Here is a 21,295-nt window from a genome sequence, read left to right on the forward strand (position 1 = left end):
TTAAAACACAAAAACCTCTTCTAAAAAGAGGTATATTCATGTATTTTGTATAGATGATCTAAAGAGCTTTCTCTTCTTTTCTCCTGTTGAAGTAGTAAATAGCGAAAGAAATACCCAATATGGCAAGCCATATCAATTTAGGGTTGATAGATGCTGCAGGTGGGTCACAACCTTCGAGAGTATTTTCGCAGTCTGTCGGGTCGCAATCAACGGTCTGACAATCTCCTGGCTCATCCTGAGCGAACATTACGAAATCACCGATAAATAAGAACGCAAAAATGTACAGCTTTAATAAATTGCTTTTCATAATTTTTGGGGGTTTAAACTATAGGGCAAATGTATAAGTTATTTTCAATATAAAAAAAAATATCAACTTTTTTTGTTTTAACTTATTGTTAACCAAATAATATGCGGCTTCGCAAGGATAGATTATTATCAGAACTGTATATTCCACTAAAGAAAATTCTTATATTTTAATGAAATAATATAACAAAAAACTACACTATCTGTGTTTTTTAAGCGGCAGGTAGGGTTTTTTTCACAGTAACTGTTTCAAATAAAACCCATGTATTTCATGATGATTAAAATAAAATATGTTATGTGCCTGATGCTTACAGGTGTTTTTATGATATCGTGCCAGGAAGATGCTGTACAGGAAGATAACTCGGGCACCCTAAATAGCGATTCTGTACTTACGGGTTTCCTTATGTCTGTCGCCAATGATCATGCTACCGATGAGTGTATATCTTTAAGCTACCCTGTAACCATTTTTGGGTATAACAGTAGTTTTCAGGTAGAGCAGACCTATACTGTTAACAATGATGCTGAGCTATATAGCCTCCTTCAGGCGCTAGATGTTAATGAATATTATTCTATTAGCTACCCGGTAACCATTATAGTGAATGGGCAAACGGTGGCACTGAACAATAACCAGCAGTTGGAACTTGCTGTCAATGCGGCTATTATTGCCTGTGATACCAATGGGTGCGACAACCCCAATGTGCTTACAGATGATCTTATGCTGTACATGACCTTCGCTAATGGTGTTGTTGCGGACCTTAAGGGTAATGCCGTTTCGGCTCCTTTAGAACTGGAGGGTGTGGCCGACAGGAACGGTAACCAAAATTGTGCTGTGGCCTTTAACGGTCAGCAGTACCTGCAGGTTACATCGGCTCCGGCAAATGCACTTTTATCCGGAGATGTGTTCAGCATAAGCCTTTGGTTCAAAATGCAGAATACAGTAGCGGGCGACCTGGAATATTTGTTTAAGAAAGGTGATGCCGCTTTGCAGGGCTTTTATCTTACCGTGTATGACATGAACACTCCCATGTTCGGGATGCCTACTGCCGAAGCCTGGGACAGTAGCTGGAACCAGGACCAGTCCCTGTGGGAGGATACCGAAAACTGGCATCATATTGTTGCCACGCTTGATGCCGATAATACGCTCCGGCTGTATCGCGACGGTGTTTTAAGGGATACCGAGACCGCGTCAGGGAACATTGGTGCCACTGCCATGGATTATTTTATAGGCAAAGGTCTTACAGGCCATTTGGATGATTTGAGGGTGTATAAAAAGGTGCTTACCCAGCAGGAAGTACAAACGCTGTATCAGCTTGAGGGCGATTGCAGCACGTGTTTAGAATAGTTGTGTTTTTTTAAATATTCAAGTTTTCCCGAAACCGGCTCTTTCCCAAAGCCGGTTTTATTTTTTATAAAAAGCTGGTTTTAAGCATGTATTTGATCATTTGTAACAGATGTAAAATAAATTGTGTTAAAAATAGGTTGTTGTGGTAGGGTTTATCCCCATAATATTGTTTTATAATAAATCGGATTTAGTAGTTCCGGTTTCTTCAGACACATTTAAAGTTTATGTTTAAAAGCCCCAGCAGGGGCTTTTTTTTTGCTATTACCCTTAACTTAAAGATCAAATCCTTAAATTTGCACCTCTATAAAGAAAATCACAGGATTTTATGTTCGATAATTTAAGCGAAAAACTCGATAAGGCCTTACATATACTTAAAGGCCACGGAAAGATAACCGAAGTAAACGTTGCAGATACATTAAAGGAAGTGCGCCGTGCGCTCCTTGATGCCGACGTTAACTTTAAGATCGCCAAGGATTTTACCACAAAGGTAAAAGAAAAGGCTATGGGTGAGAACGTACTTACTACGCTCCAGCCGGGCCAGCTGATGGTAAAGCTCGTAAAAGATGAGCTTACCGAGCTTATGGGAGGCGATGCGGCAGGTATCAATCTGTCGGGCAACCCGTCGGTGATATTGATGTCGGGCCTTCAGGGTTCGGGTAAGACTACTTTCTCCGGTAAGCTTGCCAGCTTCCTGAAAACAAAAAAGAACAAAAAGCCGCTATTGGTAGCGTGTGACATATATCGCCCGGCGGCGATCAACCAGCTTCACGTGGTGGGTGGCCAGGTAGGCGTGGAAGTGTATAGTGAAGAAGGCAACCGCAACCCTGTGGAAATTGCCCAAAACGCTATAAAGCATGCAAAGGCTAATGGCTTTAACGTAGTTATCGTCGATACGGCCGGCCGCTTGGCAGTGGACGAGGAGATGATGAACGAGATAGCCAACGTTCACAAAGCGATACAGCCGCAGGAAACATTGTTCGTTGTGGATGCAATGACAGGTCAGGATGCGGTGAATACCGCAAAGGCATTCAACGACAGGCTGGACTTTGACGGTGTTATCCTTACCAAGCTCGATGGTGATACGCGCGGTGGTGCGGCCATCTCGATCAAGTCGGTAGTGAACAAGCCGATCAAGTTCATTGGTACCGGGGAGAAGATGGAGGCTATCGATGTGTTCTATCCGAACCGTATGGCAGACCGTATCCTGGGCATGGGTGACGTAGTATCGCTTGTAGAAAGGGCACAGGAGCAGTATGACGAAGAAGAGGCACGCAAGCTGCAGAAGAAGATCGCCAAGAACGAATTTGGCTTTGACGATTTCCTTGCGCAGATACAGCAGGTAAAGAAAATGGGTAACATGAAAGACCTTGTAGGCATGATACCGGGCGCGGGTAAGGCACTGAAGGATGTAGAGATCGAGGACGATGCGTTCAAGCACATCGAGGCGATCATCCATTCCATGACGCCGCAGGAGCGCAGCAAGCCTGCCATACTTGATGCCAAGAGGAAGAACAGGATTTCAAAGGGTTCCGGCACATCATTACAGCAGGTAAACCAATTACTCAAGCAATTCGATCAGATGAGCAAGATGATGAAGATGATGCAGGGCGGGGGCGGAAAAAACCTCATGCGCATGATGGGAGGAATGAAAGGCATGAAACCTTAAGCATACAAGACGCGGCGACGCGTCTTTTTTTATTTTATAAATGGAACATAAACATCTATCCTAAACATACACAACACAATGCAGATACTCGACGGAAAAAAGACATCGGACGACATTAAGAATGAAATTGCCGAGATAGTTGGCAAAATGAAGGATCAGGGCGAAAAAGTGCCGCACCTTGCCGCAGTGATAGTGGGTAATGACGGCGCCAGCCTTACCTATGTAGGCAGTAAGGTAAAAGCCTGCGAGCGCGTAGGGTTCGAATCGACACTGATCAAATTGCCAAGCACTATTTCGGAACTGGAATTACTGAGAAAGATAGAAGAGCTCAACCAAAATGATGATATCGATGGGTTCATCGTGCAGCTGCCCCTGCCGAAGCAGATCGACGACCAAAAAGTACTGATGGCTATTGATCCAAGTAAAGATGTGGATGGTTTCCATCCGGAGAACTTTGGCAAAATGGCGCTCGACATGACCACCTTCATCCCTGCAACGCCATTCGGCATACTGGAACTGCTGGAACGCTACAACGTAGATACGGCAGGCAAGCACACCGTGGTCATTGGCCGCAGCCATATTGTGGGCAGGCCCATGAGCATATTAATGGGGCGCAAGGGCTTTCCGGGCAACAGTACCGTGACCCTTACCCATAGCCATACCAAGAACATCAATCAGATCACCACGCAGGCAGATATCATTATTACTGCATTGGGTGTGCCTAACTATCTTAAAGCCGAGATGGTAAAGGATGATGTAGTCATCATCGATGTGGGCATTACCCGCGTACCGGATGAGACCAACGAAAAAGGTTATCGCATTACCGGCGACGTGGACTTTGAGAACGTGAGCAAAAAGGCTTCGTTCATCACGCCTGTACCGGGCGGCGTTGGCCCTATGACCATTGCCATGCTTTTAAAGAATACTTTGCTGGCAAGGGAGCAGAGGAAAGTGAAATAATTTTATCCAGATATACCAAAATGCCTGGAGGTTTCATAACCTTCAGGCATTTTTATTTCCGGTTATAATAAGCCTCAAGATCTAAATGGTCTGTGTTATCAGTCTTTCACGATTTTTTTATGCGTAGCCTTTTTCATATATTCACGAAATAAATCATGCTCAATGAATAAACTATTTAACCTGCTCGCGTTATTGATGCTTTTACCTGTTGCCGGGATCTCACAGACAAAAGCAGAAAAGCTGGCGCAGAAGGAGTCGTTTAAAAACCGGGACAAATACCTTTTTGCGGCCCGGCCTGTGCAGAAAAACTTCACCCATACATTACCGTTCGAATACAGCTTCGGCCAGATCATCGTGCCCGTGGTCATTGAGGGCAAAACCTATAGCTTCATGTTCGATACCGGAGCGTCGACCTTAGTGTCGAATGAACTGAGGGATAAACTTGGCATGAGATCCATTTTCAGCAACAGCATGGTAGACGGGTCGGGGCAGGTGGAAGCCCTGCCATTTTACAGTATTGGGCAGTTGCAGCTGGGACCGGTTACTTTTAAGGATGTTGTAGGCCCGGCACTCGACATGGCAAAATTCGAAAAGCTGTTCTGCATTAAGCTCGACGGGATATTCGGTACGAACATCATGCGCACCTGCCATTGGAAAATTGACTATGAGGCGAAAACAATAACATTTTCTGACAAGAAGATCAGGCCTGAAGGAGAGACCACTGAGGTCGGCTTTACCGAAAATTTTTCAGGTAGCCCCATGGTACAGCAGGTCATTGGTAAGTACAGCTTTTACTCCATCATGGATACAGGCTATAACGGCGGGTTTAAAATACGCGACAGCCTTTTCTTTGACAGCCAAAAAAATAAGGCTTTAAAGATGGTTCGGGGCAGGGGCAAAAGCTCTATGACACTGTTTGATAGCAAGGTCGATGATGAATATTCGGCAATTCTTGACAGCATATATTTTGGTGGCCACTTGCTCAGGGACCAGTTCGTAAGTGTCGCTGCAGGAGATTCGTACCTTACAGGCAATGAAGTTTTTCAAAAATTCGGGACGGTCATACTGGACTGGCATAAAAAGAAACTGTATCTGGGCGCTAAGGAAATAAAAGAAGACAAGTTCTTTAAGACAATTGGAATTTCGCCTGTTTACATTGACGGTAGCCTACATGTAGGCATGGTTTGGGAAAACAGCATAGCGGCACGGCACGGGGTAGGACCGGGCGATGCCATCATTTCGATAAACGGCATCCCTTCCAAAAATATGCCTCAGGAAAAATGGTGCGAGATCGTTGACCTGTTACGCAATGCCAAGGCGGCTATCAAAGTGCCAATAGTAGTACAGGGCAAGAACGGGGAGGAAAAGCAGTTTGTATTAGAGGTGACAGACCTGTTCAACCCATAAAATTAAAATCCCGATTCAGTGATCTGAACCGGGATTCTTTATGTAATGGGTTTTAAAAATCAGTGCTTGTACTCAATTCCCTCCATGCGTTTATCTCGCTTTTGATGGTATCGCTTTTCTCTTCACCCATCGCTACAGAGTCGCTGCCCAGGAACAGGTACAACGGTGGGTTTTGCGCTTCAGAGGCTTCGATTATGGCGGCCACGCCTTTTACAGGATCGCCAGGTTGGTTGCCGTTGATCTCCTGCTGGTGCATCTTCTGCGAATCTCGGGTCGACTGGTAGGCATCGATCTGTTTTTGTGGTACCACTATCGAATCCGACTCCAGGAAGTTGGTCCTGAAATAACCCGGCATCACTACCGTAACATTGATACCGAAAGGTTTCGCCTCCACTGCCAGCGCCTCGGTAAACCCGTTTACGGCAAACTTGGTAGCGCAGTAAATGCCAAAGCCGGGAAAGGCGCCCACATACCCGCCAATCGACGAGATGTTGATGATGTGCCCACTTTTTTGCTCACGCAAATGCGGCATTGCCTGGCGGATCACGTTTAGGGAGCCGAATACGTTCACCTCAAAGTTCTTTCTTGCCTCGGCATCGCTAAGTTCTTCGACCGCGCCTATAAGCCCATAGCCCGCATTATTTACTACTTTATCAAGGCTTCCGAATTTTGTGATCGTAGCGTTGATGGCCTGTGCTACACTTTCTTCATTAGTGATGTCCATTTCCAATGGGAGGAAATTTCCATGTGATCCTGCCGCTTTTTCAAGGTCGGATATTTTGCGGGATGTTGCCGCTACGTTATGGCCTTTTGCCAAAAGCTGTTGTACGAATTCCAGTCCGAAGCCCTTAGATGCCCCGGTAATGAACCATGTTTTTGTACTCATGATGTTGTTGTAATTAATGATTGTTTAAATGTGAGAAAATAGTTTAACCGCATAGTTACATAGCTTTAGCTATAGGGTATAGAGTGCGGTCAAGTGGCACAGAGCCTGAAGCTTTGCTTCACTATGTTTAACTATATTTACTTTATGCTCATAAAGAACTATAAATCCTATGTATCTATGTGGTTAATGAAATTTTTAAAAATCTGTTGAAATTGTTGTTTCCCTGCCGGCTTCCAGTTCTTTTGCCATTGTTTCTACTTTTGCTGTCGCACGCTTGTAGGCATCGCTGCCCAAGATCAGGCGCATAGGCGGGTGTTCTTCAAAAGCTGTTTGGATCATTAGCGCTGCGGCTTTTTCAGGGTCGCCACCCTGTTTTCCGTCCAGTTGCAGCAGCCTTTGCTGTGCTTCGCGCATGGTGGTGTAGTCATCAATGTGCTTATCGGCGATCACAATAGAGTCTTTATCTAAAAAGTTGGTGCGGAATCCGCCCGGAAGCACTACAGTGGCAGTGATCCCGAATTCGCGAACGTCTTCCGCCAATACTTCGGTAAGGCCGGTAACTGCGAATTTGGTGGCGGCATAGGCTGCCCAGCCTGTAGATGCCGCGAACCCCGCAATAGAGGAAATATTAATGATGTGCCCGCTTTTTCGTTCCCGCATGTACGGCAGTACATTGCGTATCACGTTGATGGTGCCGAATACATTGATGTCGAAACTCTGCCTTACCTCTTCATCAGAAAGCTCTTCCAGGCTGCCGCCAATGCCATAGCCCGCATTATTGATCGCTACATCAATGGTCCCGAATTTTTCAACCGTTAATGCTAAGGCCTGCTTTACGGACGCGTCATCGGCAAGATCGGTGTATAAAGGAAGGAGGTTCTCATGGGTGCCCACTGTAGCAGCGATCAATGCTTTAGGGTTCCGTGACGTTGCTGCCACATTCTGCCCGAGCGCCAGCAGCTGTTTTACAAGGGAAAGCCCCAGCCCTTTGGAAGCTCCGGTAACGAACCATGTTTTTTTGTTTTGCTTACTTTCCATAAATGTTGTTTTTTATTTATGGCAAAGTTATGGCGGGAACAGGGACCTGTTATTGCCCCGAACAAACGCTTAATTGCAAAAATCAAACATTTCTGTAATTGGATGGAGTATGGGCGGTCTGTTTTTTAAAAAAGTTGTTGAAATGAGCAGCTTCCTCAAACCCCAGGCTGTTGCTTATTTCCGAAATGTTCCAGTCGGTGTGCTTTAACAGCGCCTTAGCTTCGGTTAAAACCCTCTCACTTATGAGCTTGGTGGTGGTCTTGCCTGTTGTAGACTTCACTGCGCGGTTTAGGTGGTTCACATGTACCGCCAGGCTGTCGGCAAAGTCGCTTGCGGAGCGCATCTGGAATCGCTGTACAGGTGTCTCGATAGGGAACTGCCTTTCGAGCAGTTCGTTGAACACAGCGGTAATGCGTGAGTTGGCATTCGGGTGGTCGTACAGGCTCTCGGCAGGTTCTGTTTTTAGGGCCACGTGCAGGATCTCGTTAAGGTAACTGCGCAGCAGGTCGTATTTAAAAGCGTAATCAGTGCTTATCTCCTCCAGCATTTTTTTGAATATGCCAGTAACATTGGCCTCCTGCTCTTTGGTGAGTATGTACGAAGGCTTAGCGCCTGGCGCGAACATCGGCAGCTCGCCAAGGTTGTTGCGTACGCCTTCGCTAAAGAATGATGACGTGAATATGCAGAAGAACCCCGTGACCTCACCACTTATCGATTCCCACGTATATGGCACCTGCGGGTTGAAGAATATCAGTGTAGTGCCGTCTATCTCAATGCTTTTGTCAGCATAGTGATAGCGGTTGTTTCCGTGAATGAGGCTCACTTTATAATAGTCCCTCCGGGCATACTGCACATCTTTGCCGGGTTTCATGCAATCCTCGATGCGGAATACATTAAAATGCCCTATGCCGTCATGAAGCCCGTCCGGGGTAGGGAGGTCTTTTATCTGGTAAAACTCTTCAAGCGATTCATGCTTCATAACTCAGTCATTACAAAATTCAAGCAAAGATAATGAATTCCTTTAAACCTGATGAAGGTATTGTCCTCTCAGTGGGTCTTCCTAAAACAAAACGCCTTGGGATAGGCAAGGCGTTTATTGTATCTATAATGAATCATTTTCTATTTTGTACTCTTTCGATTTTCCCGGCTTTATGGTAGAATTATTGTAATTTGTGGCATCCATATTTGTGGATTCGATCTTTTTCGTTTTGTTTATACGGGAGGAATCGCAACTGCAAAGCAGCCATGAGAATAAAATTAATAATATTATTTTTCTTGTATCCATAATTTATGCCCAGCGAGTCCCTTGTTCTGTACATACATTCATTAATATTTGTGTTGCGATAGATGCTGATGTAAAAGTTACTGTTCCCGCATCATAATCGTAAGTCCATGTTCCATATACCATACAATCATGATCACCGTATGAAGCAAGATGGAATCCCGGAACAACCTCTTTTTCCTTAGACATAATTTGTGTAATATCTGTATTGGCAGCGATTATCTGGCCATGTTTTTTTTCATTTACAAAATATGCATCTAATACGGTAAAGTTCTCTGATTCAATTTTTAAAGGATTTCTTGAGATCACCTTCACTTCGGAAATCGATGCTTCACGTTTGTGTAAAGAATGGGAATTTTGATCAACATTAGTTTTAATACTTTGTTGGTCATCAACTTGACATGAAAGTGTAAATGCAAATAATGATAGTAAAATTAGAAGTTTTTTCATAAAAATTAATTTTGGTTTGTTATTATTATGATGAAACTGAATAAAAAAAATCGATTTTCAAACAAATACGTTTGAAAATCGATATAATGACGTTTTTTTTCGATGAATTTACTTTTGTGATGTTGAAATGTAAATCGTTGTGATGTTGGCAGTTAGTTTTTTTACATTGCTGTCACGATCGCTTTCGTCTGTCATTCGGTTTTTGCCCAAAATTCCTCGGGTTGTTCCTTGTGGACGCAGGTTTTGCAGTTCCTGATCGCAGGTTAGGATCCCCCCTTTGGGGGTTAGGGGGCAGCAAACTCGCCTCTTCGGTTTTGCTTGATGGCTCAATGAGCTTGTTGAGGTCATTTATCTCAGCAGGGGTCAGTTCGCGGTAGCGGCCCACAGGTACGTCCAGCGATATGTTGATGATACGGATGCGCTTTAGTGCAGTAACCTCATAGCCCAGGTATTCGCACATACGGCGTATCTGGCGGTTAAGGCCCTGTGTAAGCACTATACGGAAGATGTATTTGCTGATCTGTTCCACTTTGCACTCACGGGTCACTGTGTCCAGTATCGGGATGCCGTTGCCCATACGCTGGATGAAGCGGTCGGTAATGGGTTTGTCTACCGTTACCACATATTCTTTATCGTGGTTGTTGCGGGCGCGGAGTATCTTGTTAACGATGTCGCCGTCATCCGTCATGAAAATAAGCCCCTCACTGGCCTTGTCAAGCCTTCCGATAGGGAATATGCGCTTAGGGTAGTTAATGTAGTCTACAATGTTGTTGCGCACTTCCTGGTTCGTAGTGCATTCAATACCTACAGGCTTGTTGAAGGCAAGATAGATATGCTTTCCTGTCTTTTCCCTCAACAGCTTGCCGTCAACGCGTACCTCGTCGTCAGGGGTTACTTTAGTCCCCATTTCGGGCACAATGCCGTTAATGGTCACGCGGCCTTCCTCAATGAGCTTGTCGGCCTCCCGGCGCGAGCAGTAGCCTGTTTCTGAAATATATTTGTTGAGCCTTTTCAATTCTTCTTCCATACTGCAAAAGTAAAATATTTTAGCGAGGTGCGAACAAAGCGATCAATCTTGTATATTTGCTTTTTGCAGTTGAAAATGACCGCATTGAATTATTAATTACTTCTCATGAAAAAGAAAATTACTTTCGTTGCCTTTTCCCTATTACTTTCGGGCCTGGTTTTTTGCCAGGGCAGGAAGGGAGATCTTCATTTAGAAAAAGGCAGTACCCTCCACAGGCTCTACGTTTGTTTTAATACACCTGTTCCGGGACAAGGCTATCCCCAAGACCTGGTAACGGCGATCCCGGGCTTTGGAAAGCTGGCAGCGCAATATTCGGCAGTTGCTGAAAGGGCTGTGACCATACCTGAAGAAAAGCTTAAACATCTTGAGGCACTGGCAATAAAAAATACAGGTAGCGGACGATCAGTTGCCAAATTGCGTGATCTTTTTGAGATATCGATAACCGATCCTACCAACGAAAGGATGCTGGACCTGGCTAAAGCGTTAGAAAAACTGGACAATGTTGAATTTTGCAGCCTTATGTCGGCACAACCTATCGCGCCACCCTATGATATCATGCCTGTAACCCCTAACAGGGAGCCGCTTCAGTTATACCTTAACGGGACCATAGGTGTGAATATGCAGTATGCCTGGGATATGGGTCTCAATGGCCAGGGGATGAACATAAGGGACATAGAATATGGGATAAACCTGGATCATGAAGAGTTCAATGAAAGGAATGTAAGCCATGCTCTGCAGATCTCACCCAATGCAAGTGTTGACTTTACAGAGCACGGTACTGCGGTTTTTGGGGTAATGTATGCTGATAAAGGCGCTTATGGTGTGTCTGGAATGGCACACGGGGCTAACCAAATGGTGCTGCATACAGAATATCCTGTGTCCGGGTATAACAGGCTCCAGGCGATCATTGCCGCTATCAACGCCTCTGATGAAGGCGACCTGATCCTTTATGAGCTGCAAATGACAGGTGCGCTGGGAGACTATTGCCCGGCAGAATATGATAATGCGGTATGGATGCTTACCAAATCGGCGACAGATGCCGGTATCGTTATCGTTGCCGCTGCGGGCAATGGTGCAGAGGACCTTGATGATCCGCTTTACCAGTCGTACATGAACCGCGGCGACAGTGGTGCCATAATCGTTGGGGCAGGAACTAATACGGCACAGCACAATCGCCTGGATTTTAGTACTTATGGTTCGCGTGTAGATGTACATGCCTGGGGCCAGGGTGTATATACGTCCGGTTACGGCGATGTGCTTCAGGTAGGTGGCGACTTTAACCAATCGTATACCATGTTCTCAGGAACAAGCTCTGCGACGCCGATAGTGGCTTCTTGTGTTGCCGTGCTGCAATCATATTACCATGGGCTTACCGGAACGTACCTTACCGGCCCCCAAATGAGGGAACTTCTCATTGCGACAGGAACGCCACAGGGATCGGCGACAGCGGGAACACCAATTGGGCCACTGCCGAATATGGAAGCTGCCCTGGCCGAGATCGCCAATATGCTGGGTACACCCTCTGTAGATAAAGCAAGCTTTGCAGTGTATCCAAATCCGGTACAGGACAAACTTACACTTACCACAGAAGGTTTTTCAGGAAATGCCGTGGCCGAAGTATATAATTCCATCGGGCAGCTGGTGGCCAGGCAGGCGGTGTCCGCCGCTGCGATAGTTGACTTTAGCGGATTTTCTAAAGGGATCTACATTGTAAAGGTAAATGATGGTGATAAAACCGCTGTAAAAAGGGTAATAAAGAAATAACGGTCGGCTAAAAAAAATATGATAGACACGGGTGGCAGATCGCTATCCGTGTTTTTTTTTAGCCTAGCAGGAAGCTGTAAATGCGTTTGTAAAGCCCTTCGTCGTGCATGCTGTGGCCAAGCCCTTCAGTAACGATGAATACGGCTTCCGGCCAGGCATCGGCTATTTTTTTGCCCTCCTTAAAAGCTACCACTGCATCATCCTTATCATGGGCAAGAAGGCCTCTTACATTTAATTTTGAAGCAAAAAGATCACCGCAAAAATTATCCGTGTTTATCCTGAAATTGTCCAGAAAATGTTTTTTCAGCATCAGGAACACATTGCTGTTCAGGCTAAGCATGCCGGCATAATTATCCAGGACGGTATTGAAATCGCAGGGAGCGCCAAGTACGACCATTTTCTCAATGATATCGTTAGGGTAGTGCGCCTGGTAATATAATATCGTGGCCCCTCCTATGGAATGCCCGACAAGACTTTGTGGCCTGTGTTTTCTCACGATAATGTCGATAAATCCAGCATAGCGGGGAATTGTGAATTCCGTACCCGATGACAGCCCGTGTGCCGGCGCGTCGAGCGCAATGATCGTACTTCCGGAAAGCTTGAGGTGCGCAATGAGATCTTCCCAACGCGATGCATTGCTTTCCCATCCGTGTACAAGCAATATTACATTCTGATCCCCTTTCCAGGTGTACATCTGGAAAACGAATTGGCCGTGCGTTATCATTTGGGCCTCGGCCTCCTTTAATATGTCCGGCAGACCTTCATTAACCAGCCTGCCGCTCTTTGGCTCACTAAAGTATTTGTAGGCAAGTGCCGTAGCCTTTTTTGGGGAAATGTACCCCAGGACATTAATGTACGACCCGAGAAGCTTGGAGATGATAAAGGTAAGGGCTTTCTGCATGGCAATTAAAAAAGCCCTCCGGTGTGGAGGGCTTGGTATTATATTTTAGCAAACAATTGCTCCATTTTCTCTTTTTCTTCGTCAGCCAGCGCGCTGTCTACAAGTATCCTTCCGCTGTGCTCATCGGTGATGATCTTTTTGCGGGAGGCGATCTCCATTTGGGTTTGTGGCGGAATGGTAAAGAATGAACCTGCCGAAGCACCCCTTTCTATAGAAACTACCGCAAGGCCGTTCCTTACACTGCTCCTGATCCTTTTATATGCTGCCAAAAGCCTTTCCTCGATCATCTCTGAATATTCAGCTGATCTTTCGTTAAGGAAAGTTTCCTCTTTTTCGGTCTCAGACATGATAGCGTCAAGTTCCGATTTTTTATGGTTAAGGTGTGTAGTTTTGGCCTCAAGCTTTTCGGCCGACTGAGAGATGGTCTCTGTTTTGTGCTCGATAGAAGCTTTTAGTTCCCTTATCTGTTTTTCGGCCAGCTGTATCTCAAGTTCCTGGAATTCAATCTCTTTGCTTAGTGAGTTGAATTCCCTGTTGTTGCGTACATTTTTCTGCTGCTCCGTATATTTTTTGATAGCAGCTTTGTGGTCGTCAATGGCATTTTTCTTACCCTTGATCTGCTCTTCGATAGAGTCAAGGTCGGTCTTCAGTTTTTCAAGCCTTGTGCCCAATCCGGCAACTTCATCTTCCAGGTCCTCCACTTCAAGAGGGAGTTCACCTCTCACGTTCCTGATCTCATCGATCCTTGAGTCGATCAGCTGCAGGTCATAAAGGGTCCTTAATTTGTCTTCAACACTCAGTTCCTTGGTATTCGCCATATTAATAAGTACTTAACTTGATTTGAATTTTCTTCCGATAAATAAAATGATTGCAAAATTAATGAATTTTTTCGTAAGACGGAAAACTAAATTTTTTTTTATCGCTTTCCGTCCGCGCCGCCAATCTTACAGGTAATGTACAGGGTTGGTATCCACTCCTGAGATCTCCACGGGTATGCTTTTTATTTTTTCCGAAAGGAACCTTCCTATAAAGTCTTTTGTGAACCGCTCGCTTTCAAAATGGCCTATATCCGCAAGCACGATCTTTCCTTCCGCTTCATAGAATTGGTGGTATTTCAGGTCGGCTGTCAGGAACACGTCGGCCCCCGATGCAATGGCGTTCTTTATGGCAAAGCTGCCGGAACCTCCCAGTACGGCTACCTTTTTTACTTCACGTCCTGTAAACATGCTGTGGCGTATGCCACCCGCCTGCATCTTTTCTTTTACAAATCTCAGGAATGCGGCTTCGTCCATAGGGGTTTCAAGCTCTCCGGTCATGCCGAGCCCGATGTTTTGGTGGCGGTTCTCCAGGCTATAAATTTCATAAGCCACTTGTTCATATACATGGTTGGCAAATAAGGCTTGGAGTATCCTGCCTTCAAGGTGCTTTTCGAAGGTTACTTCCAGTTTTAGCTCTTGAGCTTCTACAAATTCGCCGGGTTCGCCGATCTTAGGATCGCTGTCGGCATTGCCCTTGTAAGTTCCCTTTCCCTGGCTGCTAAAGCTGCAATTCTCATAATTGCCAATATTTCCCGCTCCTGCATCAAACAGTGCATTGCGCAATTTTTCAAAGTTTTCAGTTATGGTATAGGTAATAAGCTTTCTAATAAATCCTTCTTTAGCGACTAATACTTTAGTGTTCCTGAGCCCCAGCGCATCGCAAAATATTTTATTCACGCCATTCTTGTGATTGTCCAGTGCAGTGTGTACCGCATATAGTGCAATATCATTTTTTATGGCTTTGATCACGGCGCGCTCCACATAGTTCCTGCCGGTTATCTTTTTTAGTCCCGAGAATAGGATGGGATGGAAGCAGATCACCATATTGCAGTTCTTGGCTATTGCTTCATCAATAACCGCTTCCAATGCATCGTGGCAGATCAGGATGCCTTTTGCCTCATCATTTGCATTGCCGGTAAGCAGCCCCACATTGTCAAAATCTTCAGCATAAGCCAAAGGTGCCATTTCCTCTAATATCGTAGTGATGTCCTTAATTTTCATAGGAGTTTAGTTTATGGTCGGGCAAAAAAAAACCGCTCTTTAAGAGCGGCCTGGATCATAGTATATTTTATTCGCAGCTTCCGCCGGCCTGTTCAATAGTGTTGATGTATTGGGTGTAAGTCATTCCGGTATCCTGACCTTCCAGATATGCATTGTTATTAGATCCTTTGCATACTTCGCCCATTGATACGTTCATCGCCATGCAGTCTACACAATTTGTAAGGGTTACGGGAACTACAACTGAGCTGTCACAATGTGCTGCTAAGTAATCTGCATATAGTGTTGCAGTATCAGTACCTGTATTCCCTGCGAAAGTGTACGCATTGCCGTTAACTCCTTTACATATTTTCACGCCATCCTGATCTCCGCCTACACACATTACACAGTCTGTGTAAACAGGGGTCTGGCCGGGTATTTCCGGATCGTTGTCGCAAAAAAGTGCAAAATATTGTGCCAACTGTATGCCAGTGTCGGCATTTCCCACAAAAGCGTTGCCGCTGTCGTCGACACATACCTCATAGCCTTCTTCATCAGGGATCGCACAGTGCATGCAGCCCAAATAGTTCGGCGTGTAGTCTTTTTCGTCCTCAGAACAGGCTGCGAACGTCATTACTGCCAATATGGCTATAGAGAGTAATAGTTTTTTCATTGGTTGTAAACATTAGTTGTTTGCGTGGAGCAAAAAAATGAAAAAAGTTTCTAAAAACCTAAAATAAAAACGTTAAACATTGTTTTTTACTGAATAAAAAATGTTATTATTCGTAATGTTTAATTTTTAATATGTTTTAAGCTGTTTAAAAGGCGACACACTGAGGTAAATGCAACAAGGCTGTAGTATACGCCGTTTTTTTCTGACGCTTTCACCTAAAATCGTATCTTCGTACTATGGATCTCCTGCGAAAACTTTTATTTCCTTTATCTATTTTGTATTGGGCCGTAACTGCAGTACGCAATTTTTTGTATGATAAAGGTTTTTTCAAATCGTATGGCTTTCCGGTCCCCGTCATTGCAGTTGGTAACCTAAGCACCGGCGGTACAGGGAAATCCCCTCAAACCGAATACCTCATACGGCTGCTTTCCTCACAGTACAGGGTAGCGACACTTAGCCGCGGGTACAAAAGGAGATCAAAAGGATTTGTACTGGCAGACGGCCAATGCTCGGCCGGAACGATAGGCGATGAACCGTTCCAGTTTTTTACTAAATTCCCAAACATAAGGGTTGCAGTAGATGCCGACAGGAAGAATGGGATCGAAAAGCTATTGGCGATGGAGCCAAAACCTGAGGTCATCCTGTTGGATGATGCTTACCAGCACCGACGCGTAAAAGCAGGGTTTTACATACTTCTAACTACTTATGGCGACCTATATGCCGACGATTTCTTGCTGCCGGCAGGAAACCTGCGCGAGGGCAGGAATGGGGCTGACAGGGCGAATGTGATCATTGTTACCAAATGCCCGACCGGCCTTTCGGGAGCAGAGCAAATAAAGATCAGGGCGAAACTCAGGGCAGCGCCGGGTCAGAAAATTTATTTTACTGCTATCAGCTATGATGATGAAGTATATTCTGAAAGCGGGGCGAGGCAGGTAGCTGCAATAAGGACGATGCCAAAGCTACTGGTCGCAGGGATAGCAAAGCCAAAGCCATTTTTCGACCATTTAAAAAAAGATGGAGACATAGCGCTTACATTTCCGGACCACCACGACTTTACAAAAAGCGACCTTGACGAAATAAATAAACAAGCAAACAATAAGATCATCATTACGACCGAAAAGGACTATATGCGGCTAAAGGGGAGGCTTCCGGAAGATAAGCTGTTCTACCTGCCGATAAAGAGCCGTTTCCTGGCCGGGGGCGATGACTTTGATAAAACAATACTAGATCATGTGGGAACAAGTACAGCGAACCGTTAGATACATTACAGGGAAAACCGGCTTCGAGCCAAAATATGGTGTTATCCTGGGCTCGGGCCTGGGTGGGTTTGCCGATGATATTGATGTGGAATTTACCCTGCCCTATAATGACATCCCAAACTTTCCGGTCTCAACCGTAGAAGGGCACAAAGGCGCACTCATTTTCGGGAAGATCGGCGGCGTTAGCGTAGTGGCAATGCAGGGTCGCTTTCATTATTACGAAGGCTACAGCATGCAGGAGGTTACCTTCCCTGTACGGGTAATGAAGCACCTGGGTGTGGAGAAACTGATCGTGTCGAATGCCTCGGGTGGTGTCAATCCTTTTTACAAAGTGGGCGACATCGTACTGATCTACGACCACATCAACATGATGCCTGAACACCCGCTGAGGGGTAAGAACGATGAGCGTTTCGGGCCAAGGTTCGTCAACATGGCCGAGCCCTACAGCCGCAAAATGATCAGCAAGGCCAAAGAGGTCGCGATTGCCCAGGGGGTCGATGTAAAGGATGGCATCTACCTGGGATTGCAGGGACCAACATTTGAGACCCTTTCAGAATACCGGATGGTGAAAATATTGGGTGCCGACTGTGTAGGGATGTCTACCGTGCCCGAAGTGATCGTGGCACGGCACATGGATATGGAGGTGTTCGGGATCTCGGTGATCACCGATATGGGGAACGAAGATACTATCGACAATGTAAACCACGAAGAGGTACTTATTGCTGCCAGAACTGCCGAGCCGAAAGTACGCGCACTGATAAAGGAGTTGATAATAAAGTATTAGCTTAGAGAGGCAACAGGGATGACACAGCACTTCTGTGTTGCCTCATCTTTTCTCCCAATACCCGATCAGGTCGATCAGCCTTGACGAGTATCCTATCTCATTATCATACCATCCTACTACTTTCACCATCTTGTCGATCACCGAGGTGAGCTGTGAATCGAACAGGCACGAATTGTGGTTGCCTAATATATCGACCGATACGATAGGGTCTTCGGTATAAGCTAAAATGCCTTTCAGTTCACTTTCGGAAGCCGTTCTAAAAGCTGCATTGATCTCCTCAATGGTAACTTCGCGTTTTACATAGCAGGTAATGTCGGTAAGGGACCCATCCGGTACAGGTACGCGTATGCCGCCCCCGCCGATCTTGCCTAAAAGCTCAGGGAATATTTTTGTAAGTGCCTTTGCGGCGCCTGTGGTCGTAGGTACTATGGATTGTGCCGCGCCCCTTGCCCTGCGCAGGTCCTTGTGTGGTTGGTCGTGCAGGCTTTGGTCGGTAGTGTAGGAGTGTACGGTGGTAATGTAAGCCAGCTCAATGCCGCACAGGTCGTTGATCACCTTCATCATTGGAGCTGCATTATTAGTTGTACAGCTGGCGTTGGATATCACACGCTCAGTACCATCAATAATATGTTCATTTACACCCAGCACCACTGTCTTAATACGATCATCTTCCGGCGGTGCGGACAGGATCACCCTCTTTGCACCGGCCGTGATATGCTGCTCTGCTTCCTCCAGCGTTTTGAATTTGCCTGTAGATTCAATGACTATGTCAATGCCAATAATGTTCCAGTCCAGGTCTGCAGCATTTTTCTTGCTGAAATAAGGATAGTGCCTGCCATCAATTATTAGTGAGTCCTCCGTGTATGAAACTTCATAGGGTAATATGCCGTGAATGCTGTCGTACTTGATGAGGTGTGCCATGGTACGGCTGTCGGCAATGTCATTTATAGCGGCCACCTCGATAGAAGGGTGGTCAAGCAAAAGCCTGAAAAGGTTACGGCCGATGCGCCCGAAACCGTTAATGGCTATTTTAGTTTTTTTCATTTCTAAACTGTCAACCGTAAACTGTCAACTTTAAACTTTAAAGGATATGCTTCTGCGCCTTATACGATGAGCGTACCAAAGCCCCGCTTTCCACATGGCGGAAACCAAGCTCAAGGCCTATTTTCTCGTATTTTTCAAACTGCTCGGGAGTAATGAACTCTTTTACCGGCAGGTGCTTTTTGCTCGGCTGCAGGTACTGGCCTATGGTCAGTACATCCAGTTTCACGTCGCGCAGGTCATGCATCGTCTGTATCACTTCATCTTCCCTTTCGCCAAGGCCCAGCATGATGCCGGTCTTGGTACGGTTGATGCCGCTATCTTTAAGGTAGCGCAGTACTTCGAGGCTGCGCTCGTATTTGGCCTGTATGCGCACTTCGCGTGTAAGCCTTTTTACGGTTTCCATGTTGTGCGAAACTACTTCGGGGGCCACTTCAATGATGCGGTCGATGTTGCGCTCTATTCCCTGAAAATCGGGGATAAGGGTTTCAAGGGTAGTGTTAGGGTTCATCCTGCGAATGGCCTTCACCGTTTCCCCCCAAATGATGGAGCCTCCGTCCTTCAGGTCATCGCGGTCTACACTGGTTATTACGGCGTGCTTAATGTTCATCAGCTTAATAGAGCGTGCTACTTTTTCCGGCTCATCCCAGTCTACCGTTTCCGGCCTTCCGGTCTTTACGCCGCAAAAGCCGCAGGAACGGGTGCATATGTTACCCAGTATCATAAAGGTTGCCGTGCCCTCGCCCCAGCATTCGCCCATGTTAGGGCAGCTTCCGGAGGTGCATATGGTATGCAGCTTGTATTTGTCTACAAGCCCGCGGAGTTCGGTGTATTTCTGGCCTGTAGGAAGCTTTACGCGAAGCCATTTCGGCTTTGGTGTGAGCTGGCCGTTGGCGGCTACAGGGCGTGCGGTATCTAAAACAGTTTCCATATAAAAAACGTTATGGCGCAAAGATACTACATATTTGCGTATCTGCTGCACATTGAAGGTGTGACGGAAATAACGTATTTCAGGTAAGAATAGTATTATTATTTTATTTAAATTAGCCTCATTATTAATCAACTAATTCTCTATGCTATGAAAAGAATTATTTTATCTGCTGCGCTGGCAGTTTCCCTGTACAGCTGCCAAAGCGACGAAAGCGGGGCACTCAACACTAACGACGACCCGATCGCTGTCGAATTTACTGTAATTGGCGACCAGGAACTTATGGGGTCCGAAAATTTTCCGGCCTCAAATCTTGTTATTGACAATGACGCGGACTGGAATGCCCTGAAAACACAAATGGACCTTTACAATCCGTATTCAGAAGGTTTTACCGAAACAGACATCGACTTTTCACAATTTAAGGTAATTGCTGTGATCGATGAATTAAGGAACAATGGGGGTAATGACATTAACATTGTCTCTGTAAGCCGGGACAGGGAGCAGATCACGGTAAATGTAGAGCATTCCGATAGTGGGCCGGGCAATGTGGCTACGGTACTCACACAGCCATTCCACATCGTGAAGATAGAACAAACCGACCTGCCTGTCGTGTTTGAATAAGAATTTAAAAAGGCCCCTCACAGGGACTTTTGTTATTTTACATTAACCGTAATAGGAAGGCTGTAGGCTGTCCTTACCGGCTGTCCTTTTTTCTGGCCCGGTACCCATTTCGTTCTTATTGACTTCAATACCCTTATCGCTTCCGCACCAAGGCCATGCCCGGGATCGCGTGCCACTTTGATATCAGACATGGTGCCGTCTTTTTCCACTACGAATGATACATATACCTTAAATGTCCTTGACATTTCCAACTCCGGCACCCTGTATTTGCGCCCCACCTGTTCATAGAAAGCTTCAAGGCCTCCAGGGAATCCCGGCATTTTATCTACTGTGGCAGTGGTTTCCAGTCCGGGACCGGTACCAGTGCTAACTCCGGTTCCCATGCTGTCCCTTGGGCCTGTACCATCGGGTACGCCGTCGGGCCTGCTGTCAGGGTTTCCTGCCGAGGTTATATTTCCGGGGTCGCTATCCACAAAGTCACTTGTCTTAGGCGCCGGGTCTGTAACAGGATCGCTTGTAGCTACCGGTGCATGAAAGGCCGTAGTGGCGGTATTTTTGGCTGGTGCCGATGCAGCAGGTTCTTGTGGTAGCGGTTTCAGAGGCTTTGGTTCTACAAATGTTTTATCGCCGTCGAATTCTACAATTACAGGGCCTGGAAGGTCATTAGGCATCACGTCAGGGACATCTTTCTTTAAATAGTTAGCCATTGCAGGTATCCCTATTAAAAGGCTCATTACACCGAGGCCGGTAAAAAACGCCTTTATGGTGGTCCTTGAATCCTGTTTGCGCAATTGGTATGCGCCATAAGCATGGTTACGGCCTTCAAATACGAGGTCGATCCATCCTTGGTCGAAAACACTTACTTTAGACATAATAGTGGTGATTTTTGGTTTGAAAATAGATTATACCACTAAAACGATATAGTGCTTATGGATATTGTAAAAA

Annotated in this window: 21 protein-coding genes; 8 read left to right on the top strand and 13 right to left on the bottom strand. The window is 45.8% G+C overall.

From position 1 onward, the window contains the following. Positions 1-58: 58 nt before the first annotated feature. Complete coding sequence (locus ACT6R0_RS10045; protein WP_444652369.1) at positions 59-307, bottom strand: hypothetical protein; 249 nt, start codon at positions 305-307, stop codon at positions 59-61. A 267-nt stretch (positions 308-574) separates the two neighbouring features. Between ACT6R0_RS10045 and ACT6R0_RS10050 the strand changes: the two genes are divergently transcribed. The 4 genes from ACT6R0_RS10050 to ACT6R0_RS10065 all read left to right on the top strand — a co-directional run bounded on the left by ACT6R0_RS10050 (position 575) and on the right by ACT6R0_RS10065 (position 5,678). Next, entirely contained in the window at positions 575-1,645 is a 1,071-nt protein-coding gene (locus tag ACT6R0_RS10050; protein WP_444652368.1) for a LamG domain-containing protein, read from the top strand. Between the two features lie 325 nt (positions 1,646-1,970). Further along, a complete protein-coding gene (gene ffh / locus ACT6R0_RS10055) occupies positions 1,971-3,311 on the top strand; it encodes a signal recognition particle protein (RefSeq protein WP_444652367.1) in 1,341 nt (446 codons plus the stop codon). 78 nt (positions 3,312-3,389) lie between these two features. Then, positions 3,390-4,271: a bifunctional 5,10-methylenetetrahydrofolate dehydrogenase/5,10-methenyltetrahydrofolate cyclohydrolase gene (locus tag ACT6R0_RS10060; protein WP_444652366.1), complete on the top strand. Its 882-nt coding sequence runs from the start codon at positions 3,390-3,392 to the stop codon at positions 4,269-4,271. A gap of 162 nt (positions 4,272-4,433) precedes the next feature. Further along, positions 4,434-5,678: an aspartyl protease family protein gene (locus ACT6R0_RS10065; RefSeq protein WP_444652365.1), complete on the top strand. Its 1,245-nt coding sequence runs from the start codon at positions 4,434-4,436 to the stop codon at positions 5,676-5,678. A 52-nt stretch (positions 5,679-5,730) separates the two neighbouring features. On the opposite strand, the gene ACT6R0_RS10070 is transcribed toward ACT6R0_RS10065, so the two are convergent. From ACT6R0_RS10070 to rluF, 5 genes are all read right to left on the bottom strand, one after another. Next, entirely contained in the window at positions 5,731-6,564 is an 834-nt protein-coding gene (locus ACT6R0_RS10070) for an oxidoreductase (RefSeq protein ID WP_444652364.1), read from the bottom strand. Between the two features lie 195 nt (positions 6,565-6,759). Next, entirely contained in the window at positions 6,760-7,602 is an 843-nt protein-coding gene (locus tag ACT6R0_RS10075) for an SDR family NAD(P)-dependent oxidoreductase (RefSeq protein ID WP_444652363.1), read from the bottom strand. Between the two features lie 82 nt (positions 7,603-7,684). Beyond that, positions 7,685-8,581, bottom strand: coding sequence for a helix-turn-helix domain-containing protein (locus ACT6R0_RS10080; RefSeq protein WP_444652362.1), 897 nt, complete (start codon positions 8,579-8,581; stop codon positions 7,685-7,687). Positions 8,582-8,890: 309 nt separating this feature from the next. Continuing rightward, positions 8,891-9,334, bottom strand: coding sequence for a hypothetical protein (locus ACT6R0_RS10085; RefSeq protein WP_444652361.1), 444 nt, complete (start codon positions 9,332-9,334; stop codon positions 8,891-8,893). 172 nt (positions 9,335-9,506) lie between these two features. Continuing rightward, positions 9,507-10,361, bottom strand: a complete 855-nt coding sequence (rluF, locus tag ACT6R0_RS10090; RefSeq protein ID WP_444652360.1) for a 23S rRNA pseudouridine(2604) synthase RluF — start codon at positions 10,359-10,361, stop codon at positions 9,507-9,509. Positions 10,362-10,466: 105 nt separating this feature from the next. On the opposite strand from rluF, the gene ACT6R0_RS10095 reads away from it, so the two are divergent. Continuing rightward, positions 10,467-12,125, top strand: a complete 1,659-nt coding sequence (locus ACT6R0_RS10095) for a S8 family peptidase (protein ID WP_444652359.1) — start codon at positions 10,467-10,469, stop codon at positions 12,123-12,125. Positions 12,126-12,183: 58 nt separating this feature from the next. On the opposite strand, the gene ACT6R0_RS10100 is transcribed toward ACT6R0_RS10095, so the two are convergent. The 4 genes from ACT6R0_RS10100 to ACT6R0_RS10115 all read right to left on the bottom strand — a co-directional run bounded on the left by ACT6R0_RS10100 (position 12,184) and on the right by ACT6R0_RS10115 (position 15,714). Then, the gene (locus tag ACT6R0_RS10100; protein ID WP_444652358.1) at positions 12,184-13,026 is read right to left on the bottom strand and encodes an alpha/beta fold hydrolase; all 843 of its coding nucleotides are present in this window, start codon (positions 13,024-13,026) and stop codon (positions 12,184-12,186) included. 38 nt (positions 13,027-13,064) lie between these two features. Then, complete coding sequence (locus ACT6R0_RS10105) at positions 13,065-13,844, bottom strand: zinc ribbon domain-containing protein (protein ID WP_444652357.1); 780 nt, start codon at positions 13,842-13,844, stop codon at positions 13,065-13,067. A gap of 126 nt (positions 13,845-13,970) precedes the next feature. Continuing rightward, positions 13,971-15,065, bottom strand: a complete 1,095-nt coding sequence (locus tag ACT6R0_RS10110) for a Nif3-like dinuclear metal center hexameric protein (protein WP_444652356.1) — start codon at positions 15,063-15,065, stop codon at positions 13,971-13,973. A 67-nt stretch (positions 15,066-15,132) separates the two neighbouring features. Beyond that, positions 15,133-15,714 (bottom strand): hypothetical protein, encoded by a 582-nt coding sequence (locus ACT6R0_RS10115; RefSeq protein ID WP_444652355.1) that lies wholly within the window; start codon positions 15,712-15,714, stop codon positions 15,133-15,135. A gap of 236 nt (positions 15,715-15,950) precedes the next feature. On the opposite strand from ACT6R0_RS10115, the gene lpxK reads away from it, so the two are divergent. Then, complete coding sequence (gene lpxK, locus ACT6R0_RS10120; RefSeq protein ID WP_444652354.1) at positions 15,951-16,976, top strand: tetraacyldisaccharide 4'-kinase; 1,026 nt, start codon at positions 15,951-15,953, stop codon at positions 16,974-16,976. After that, positions 16,948-17,760 (top strand): purine-nucleoside phosphorylase, encoded by an 813-nt coding sequence (locus ACT6R0_RS10125; protein ID WP_444652353.1) that lies wholly within the window; start codon positions 16,948-16,950, stop codon positions 17,758-17,760. The genes lpxK and ACT6R0_RS10125 overlap by 29 nt, the downstream gene beginning before the upstream one ends. A 42-nt stretch (positions 17,761-17,802) precedes the next feature. Here the strand turns inward: ACT6R0_RS10125 and gap are convergent, their stop codons facing one another. Both gap and lipA read right to left on the bottom strand, forming a co-directional pair. Continuing rightward, complete coding sequence (gene gap / locus ACT6R0_RS10130; RefSeq protein ID WP_444652352.1) at positions 17,803-18,804, bottom strand: type I glyceraldehyde-3-phosphate dehydrogenase; 1,002 nt, start codon at positions 18,802-18,804, stop codon at positions 17,803-17,805. A 37-nt stretch (positions 18,805-18,841) separates the two neighbouring features. Next, positions 18,842-19,732, bottom strand: a complete 891-nt coding sequence (gene lipA, locus ACT6R0_RS10135; RefSeq protein WP_444652351.1) for a lipoyl synthase — start codon at positions 19,730-19,732, stop codon at positions 18,842-18,844. A gap of 147 nt (positions 19,733-19,879) precedes the next feature. Between lipA and ACT6R0_RS10140 the strand changes: the two genes are divergently transcribed. Beyond that, positions 19,880-20,350 (top strand): protease complex subunit PrcB family protein, encoded by a 471-nt coding sequence (locus ACT6R0_RS10140; RefSeq protein ID WP_444652350.1) that lies wholly within the window; start codon positions 19,880-19,882, stop codon positions 20,348-20,350. Positions 20,351-20,382: 32 nt separating this feature from the next. Here ACT6R0_RS10140 and ACT6R0_RS10145 read toward each other — a convergent pair whose 3' ends face one another. After that, positions 20,383-21,222, bottom strand: a complete 840-nt coding sequence (locus ACT6R0_RS10145) for an energy transducer TonB (RefSeq protein WP_444652349.1) — start codon at positions 21,220-21,222, stop codon at positions 20,383-20,385. Positions 21,223-21,295: the final 73 nt, after the last annotated feature.

Origin of the sequence: Flavobacterium sp. (assembly GCF_052437795.1) — a bacterium.
In the GTDB taxonomy this organism is placed as follows: domain Bacteria; phylum Bacteroidota; class Bacteroidia; order Flavobacteriales; family Flavobacteriaceae; genus Flavobacterium.

Bases quoted from the DNA above. Each gene is read 5' to 3' on its own strand.
- lipA (WP_444652351.1), bottom strand. From the start codon at position 19,732: ATGGAAACTGTTTTAGATACCGCACGCCCTGTAGCCGCCAACGGCCAG.
- ACT6R0_RS10140 (WP_444652350.1), top strand. From the start codon at position 19,880: ATGAAAAGAATTATTTTATCTGCTGCGCTGGCAGTTTCCCTGTACAGC.
- ACT6R0_RS10100 (WP_444652358.1), bottom strand. From the start codon at position 13,026: ATGCAGAAAGCCCTTACCTTTATCATCTCCAAGCTTCTCGGGTCGTAC.
- gap (WP_444652352.1), bottom strand. From the start codon at position 18,804: ATGAAAAAAACTAAAATAGCCATTAACGGTTTCGGGCGCATCGGCCGT.
- ACT6R0_RS10085 (WP_444652361.1), bottom strand. From the start codon at position 9,334: ATGAAAAAACTTCTAATTTTACTATCATTATTTGCATTTACACTTTCA.
- ACT6R0_RS10125 (WP_444652353.1), top strand. From the start codon at position 16,948: ATGTGGGAACAAGTACAGCGAACCGTTAGATACATTACAGGGAAAACC.
- ACT6R0_RS10060 (WP_444652366.1), top strand. From the start codon at position 3,390: ATGCAGATACTCGACGGAAAAAAGACATCGGACGACATTAAGAATGAA.
- ffh (WP_444652367.1), top strand. From the start codon at position 1,971: ATGTTCGATAATTTAAGCGAAAAACTCGATAAGGCCTTACATATACTT.
- ACT6R0_RS10080 (WP_444652362.1), bottom strand. From the start codon at position 8,581: ATGAAGCATGAATCGCTTGAAGAGTTTTACCAGATAAAAGACCTCCCT.
- ACT6R0_RS10070 (WP_444652364.1), bottom strand. From the start codon at position 6,564: ATGAGTACAAAAACATGGTTCATTACCGGGGCATCTAAGGGCTTCGGA.
- ACT6R0_RS10050 (WP_444652368.1), top strand. From the start codon at position 575: ATGATGATTAAAATAAAATATGTTATGTGCCTGATGCTTACAGGTGTT.
- ACT6R0_RS10065 (WP_444652365.1), top strand. From the start codon at position 4,434: ATGAATAAACTATTTAACCTGCTCGCGTTATTGATGCTTTTACCTGTT.
- ACT6R0_RS10075 (WP_444652363.1), bottom strand. From the start codon at position 7,602: ATGGAAAGTAAGCAAAACAAAAAAACATGGTTCGTTACCGGAGCTTCC.
- ACT6R0_RS10105 (WP_444652357.1), bottom strand. From the start codon at position 13,844: ATGGCGAATACCAAGGAACTGAGTGTTGAAGACAAATTAAGGACCCTT.
- ACT6R0_RS10145 (WP_444652349.1), bottom strand. From the start codon at position 21,222: ATGTCTAAAGTAAGTGTTTTCGACCAAGGATGGATCGACCTCGTATTT.
- ACT6R0_RS10115 (WP_444652355.1), bottom strand. From the start codon at position 15,714: ATGAAAAAACTATTACTCTCTATAGCCATATTGGCAGTAATGACGTTC.
- lpxK (WP_444652354.1), top strand. From the start codon at position 15,951: ATGGATCTCCTGCGAAAACTTTTATTTCCTTTATCTATTTTGTATTGG.
- ACT6R0_RS10045 (WP_444652369.1), bottom strand. From the start codon at position 307: ATGAAAAGCAATTTATTAAAGCTGTACATTTTTGCGTTCTTATTTATC.
- ACT6R0_RS10095 (WP_444652359.1), top strand. From the start codon at position 10,467: ATGAAAAAGAAAATTACTTTCGTTGCCTTTTCCCTATTACTTTCGGGC.
- ACT6R0_RS10110 (WP_444652356.1), bottom strand. From the start codon at position 15,065: ATGAAAATTAAGGACATCACTACGATATTAGAGGAAATGGCACCTTTG.
- rluF (WP_444652360.1), bottom strand. From the start codon at position 10,361: ATGGAAGAAGAATTGAAAAGGCTCAACAAATATATTTCAGAAACAGGC.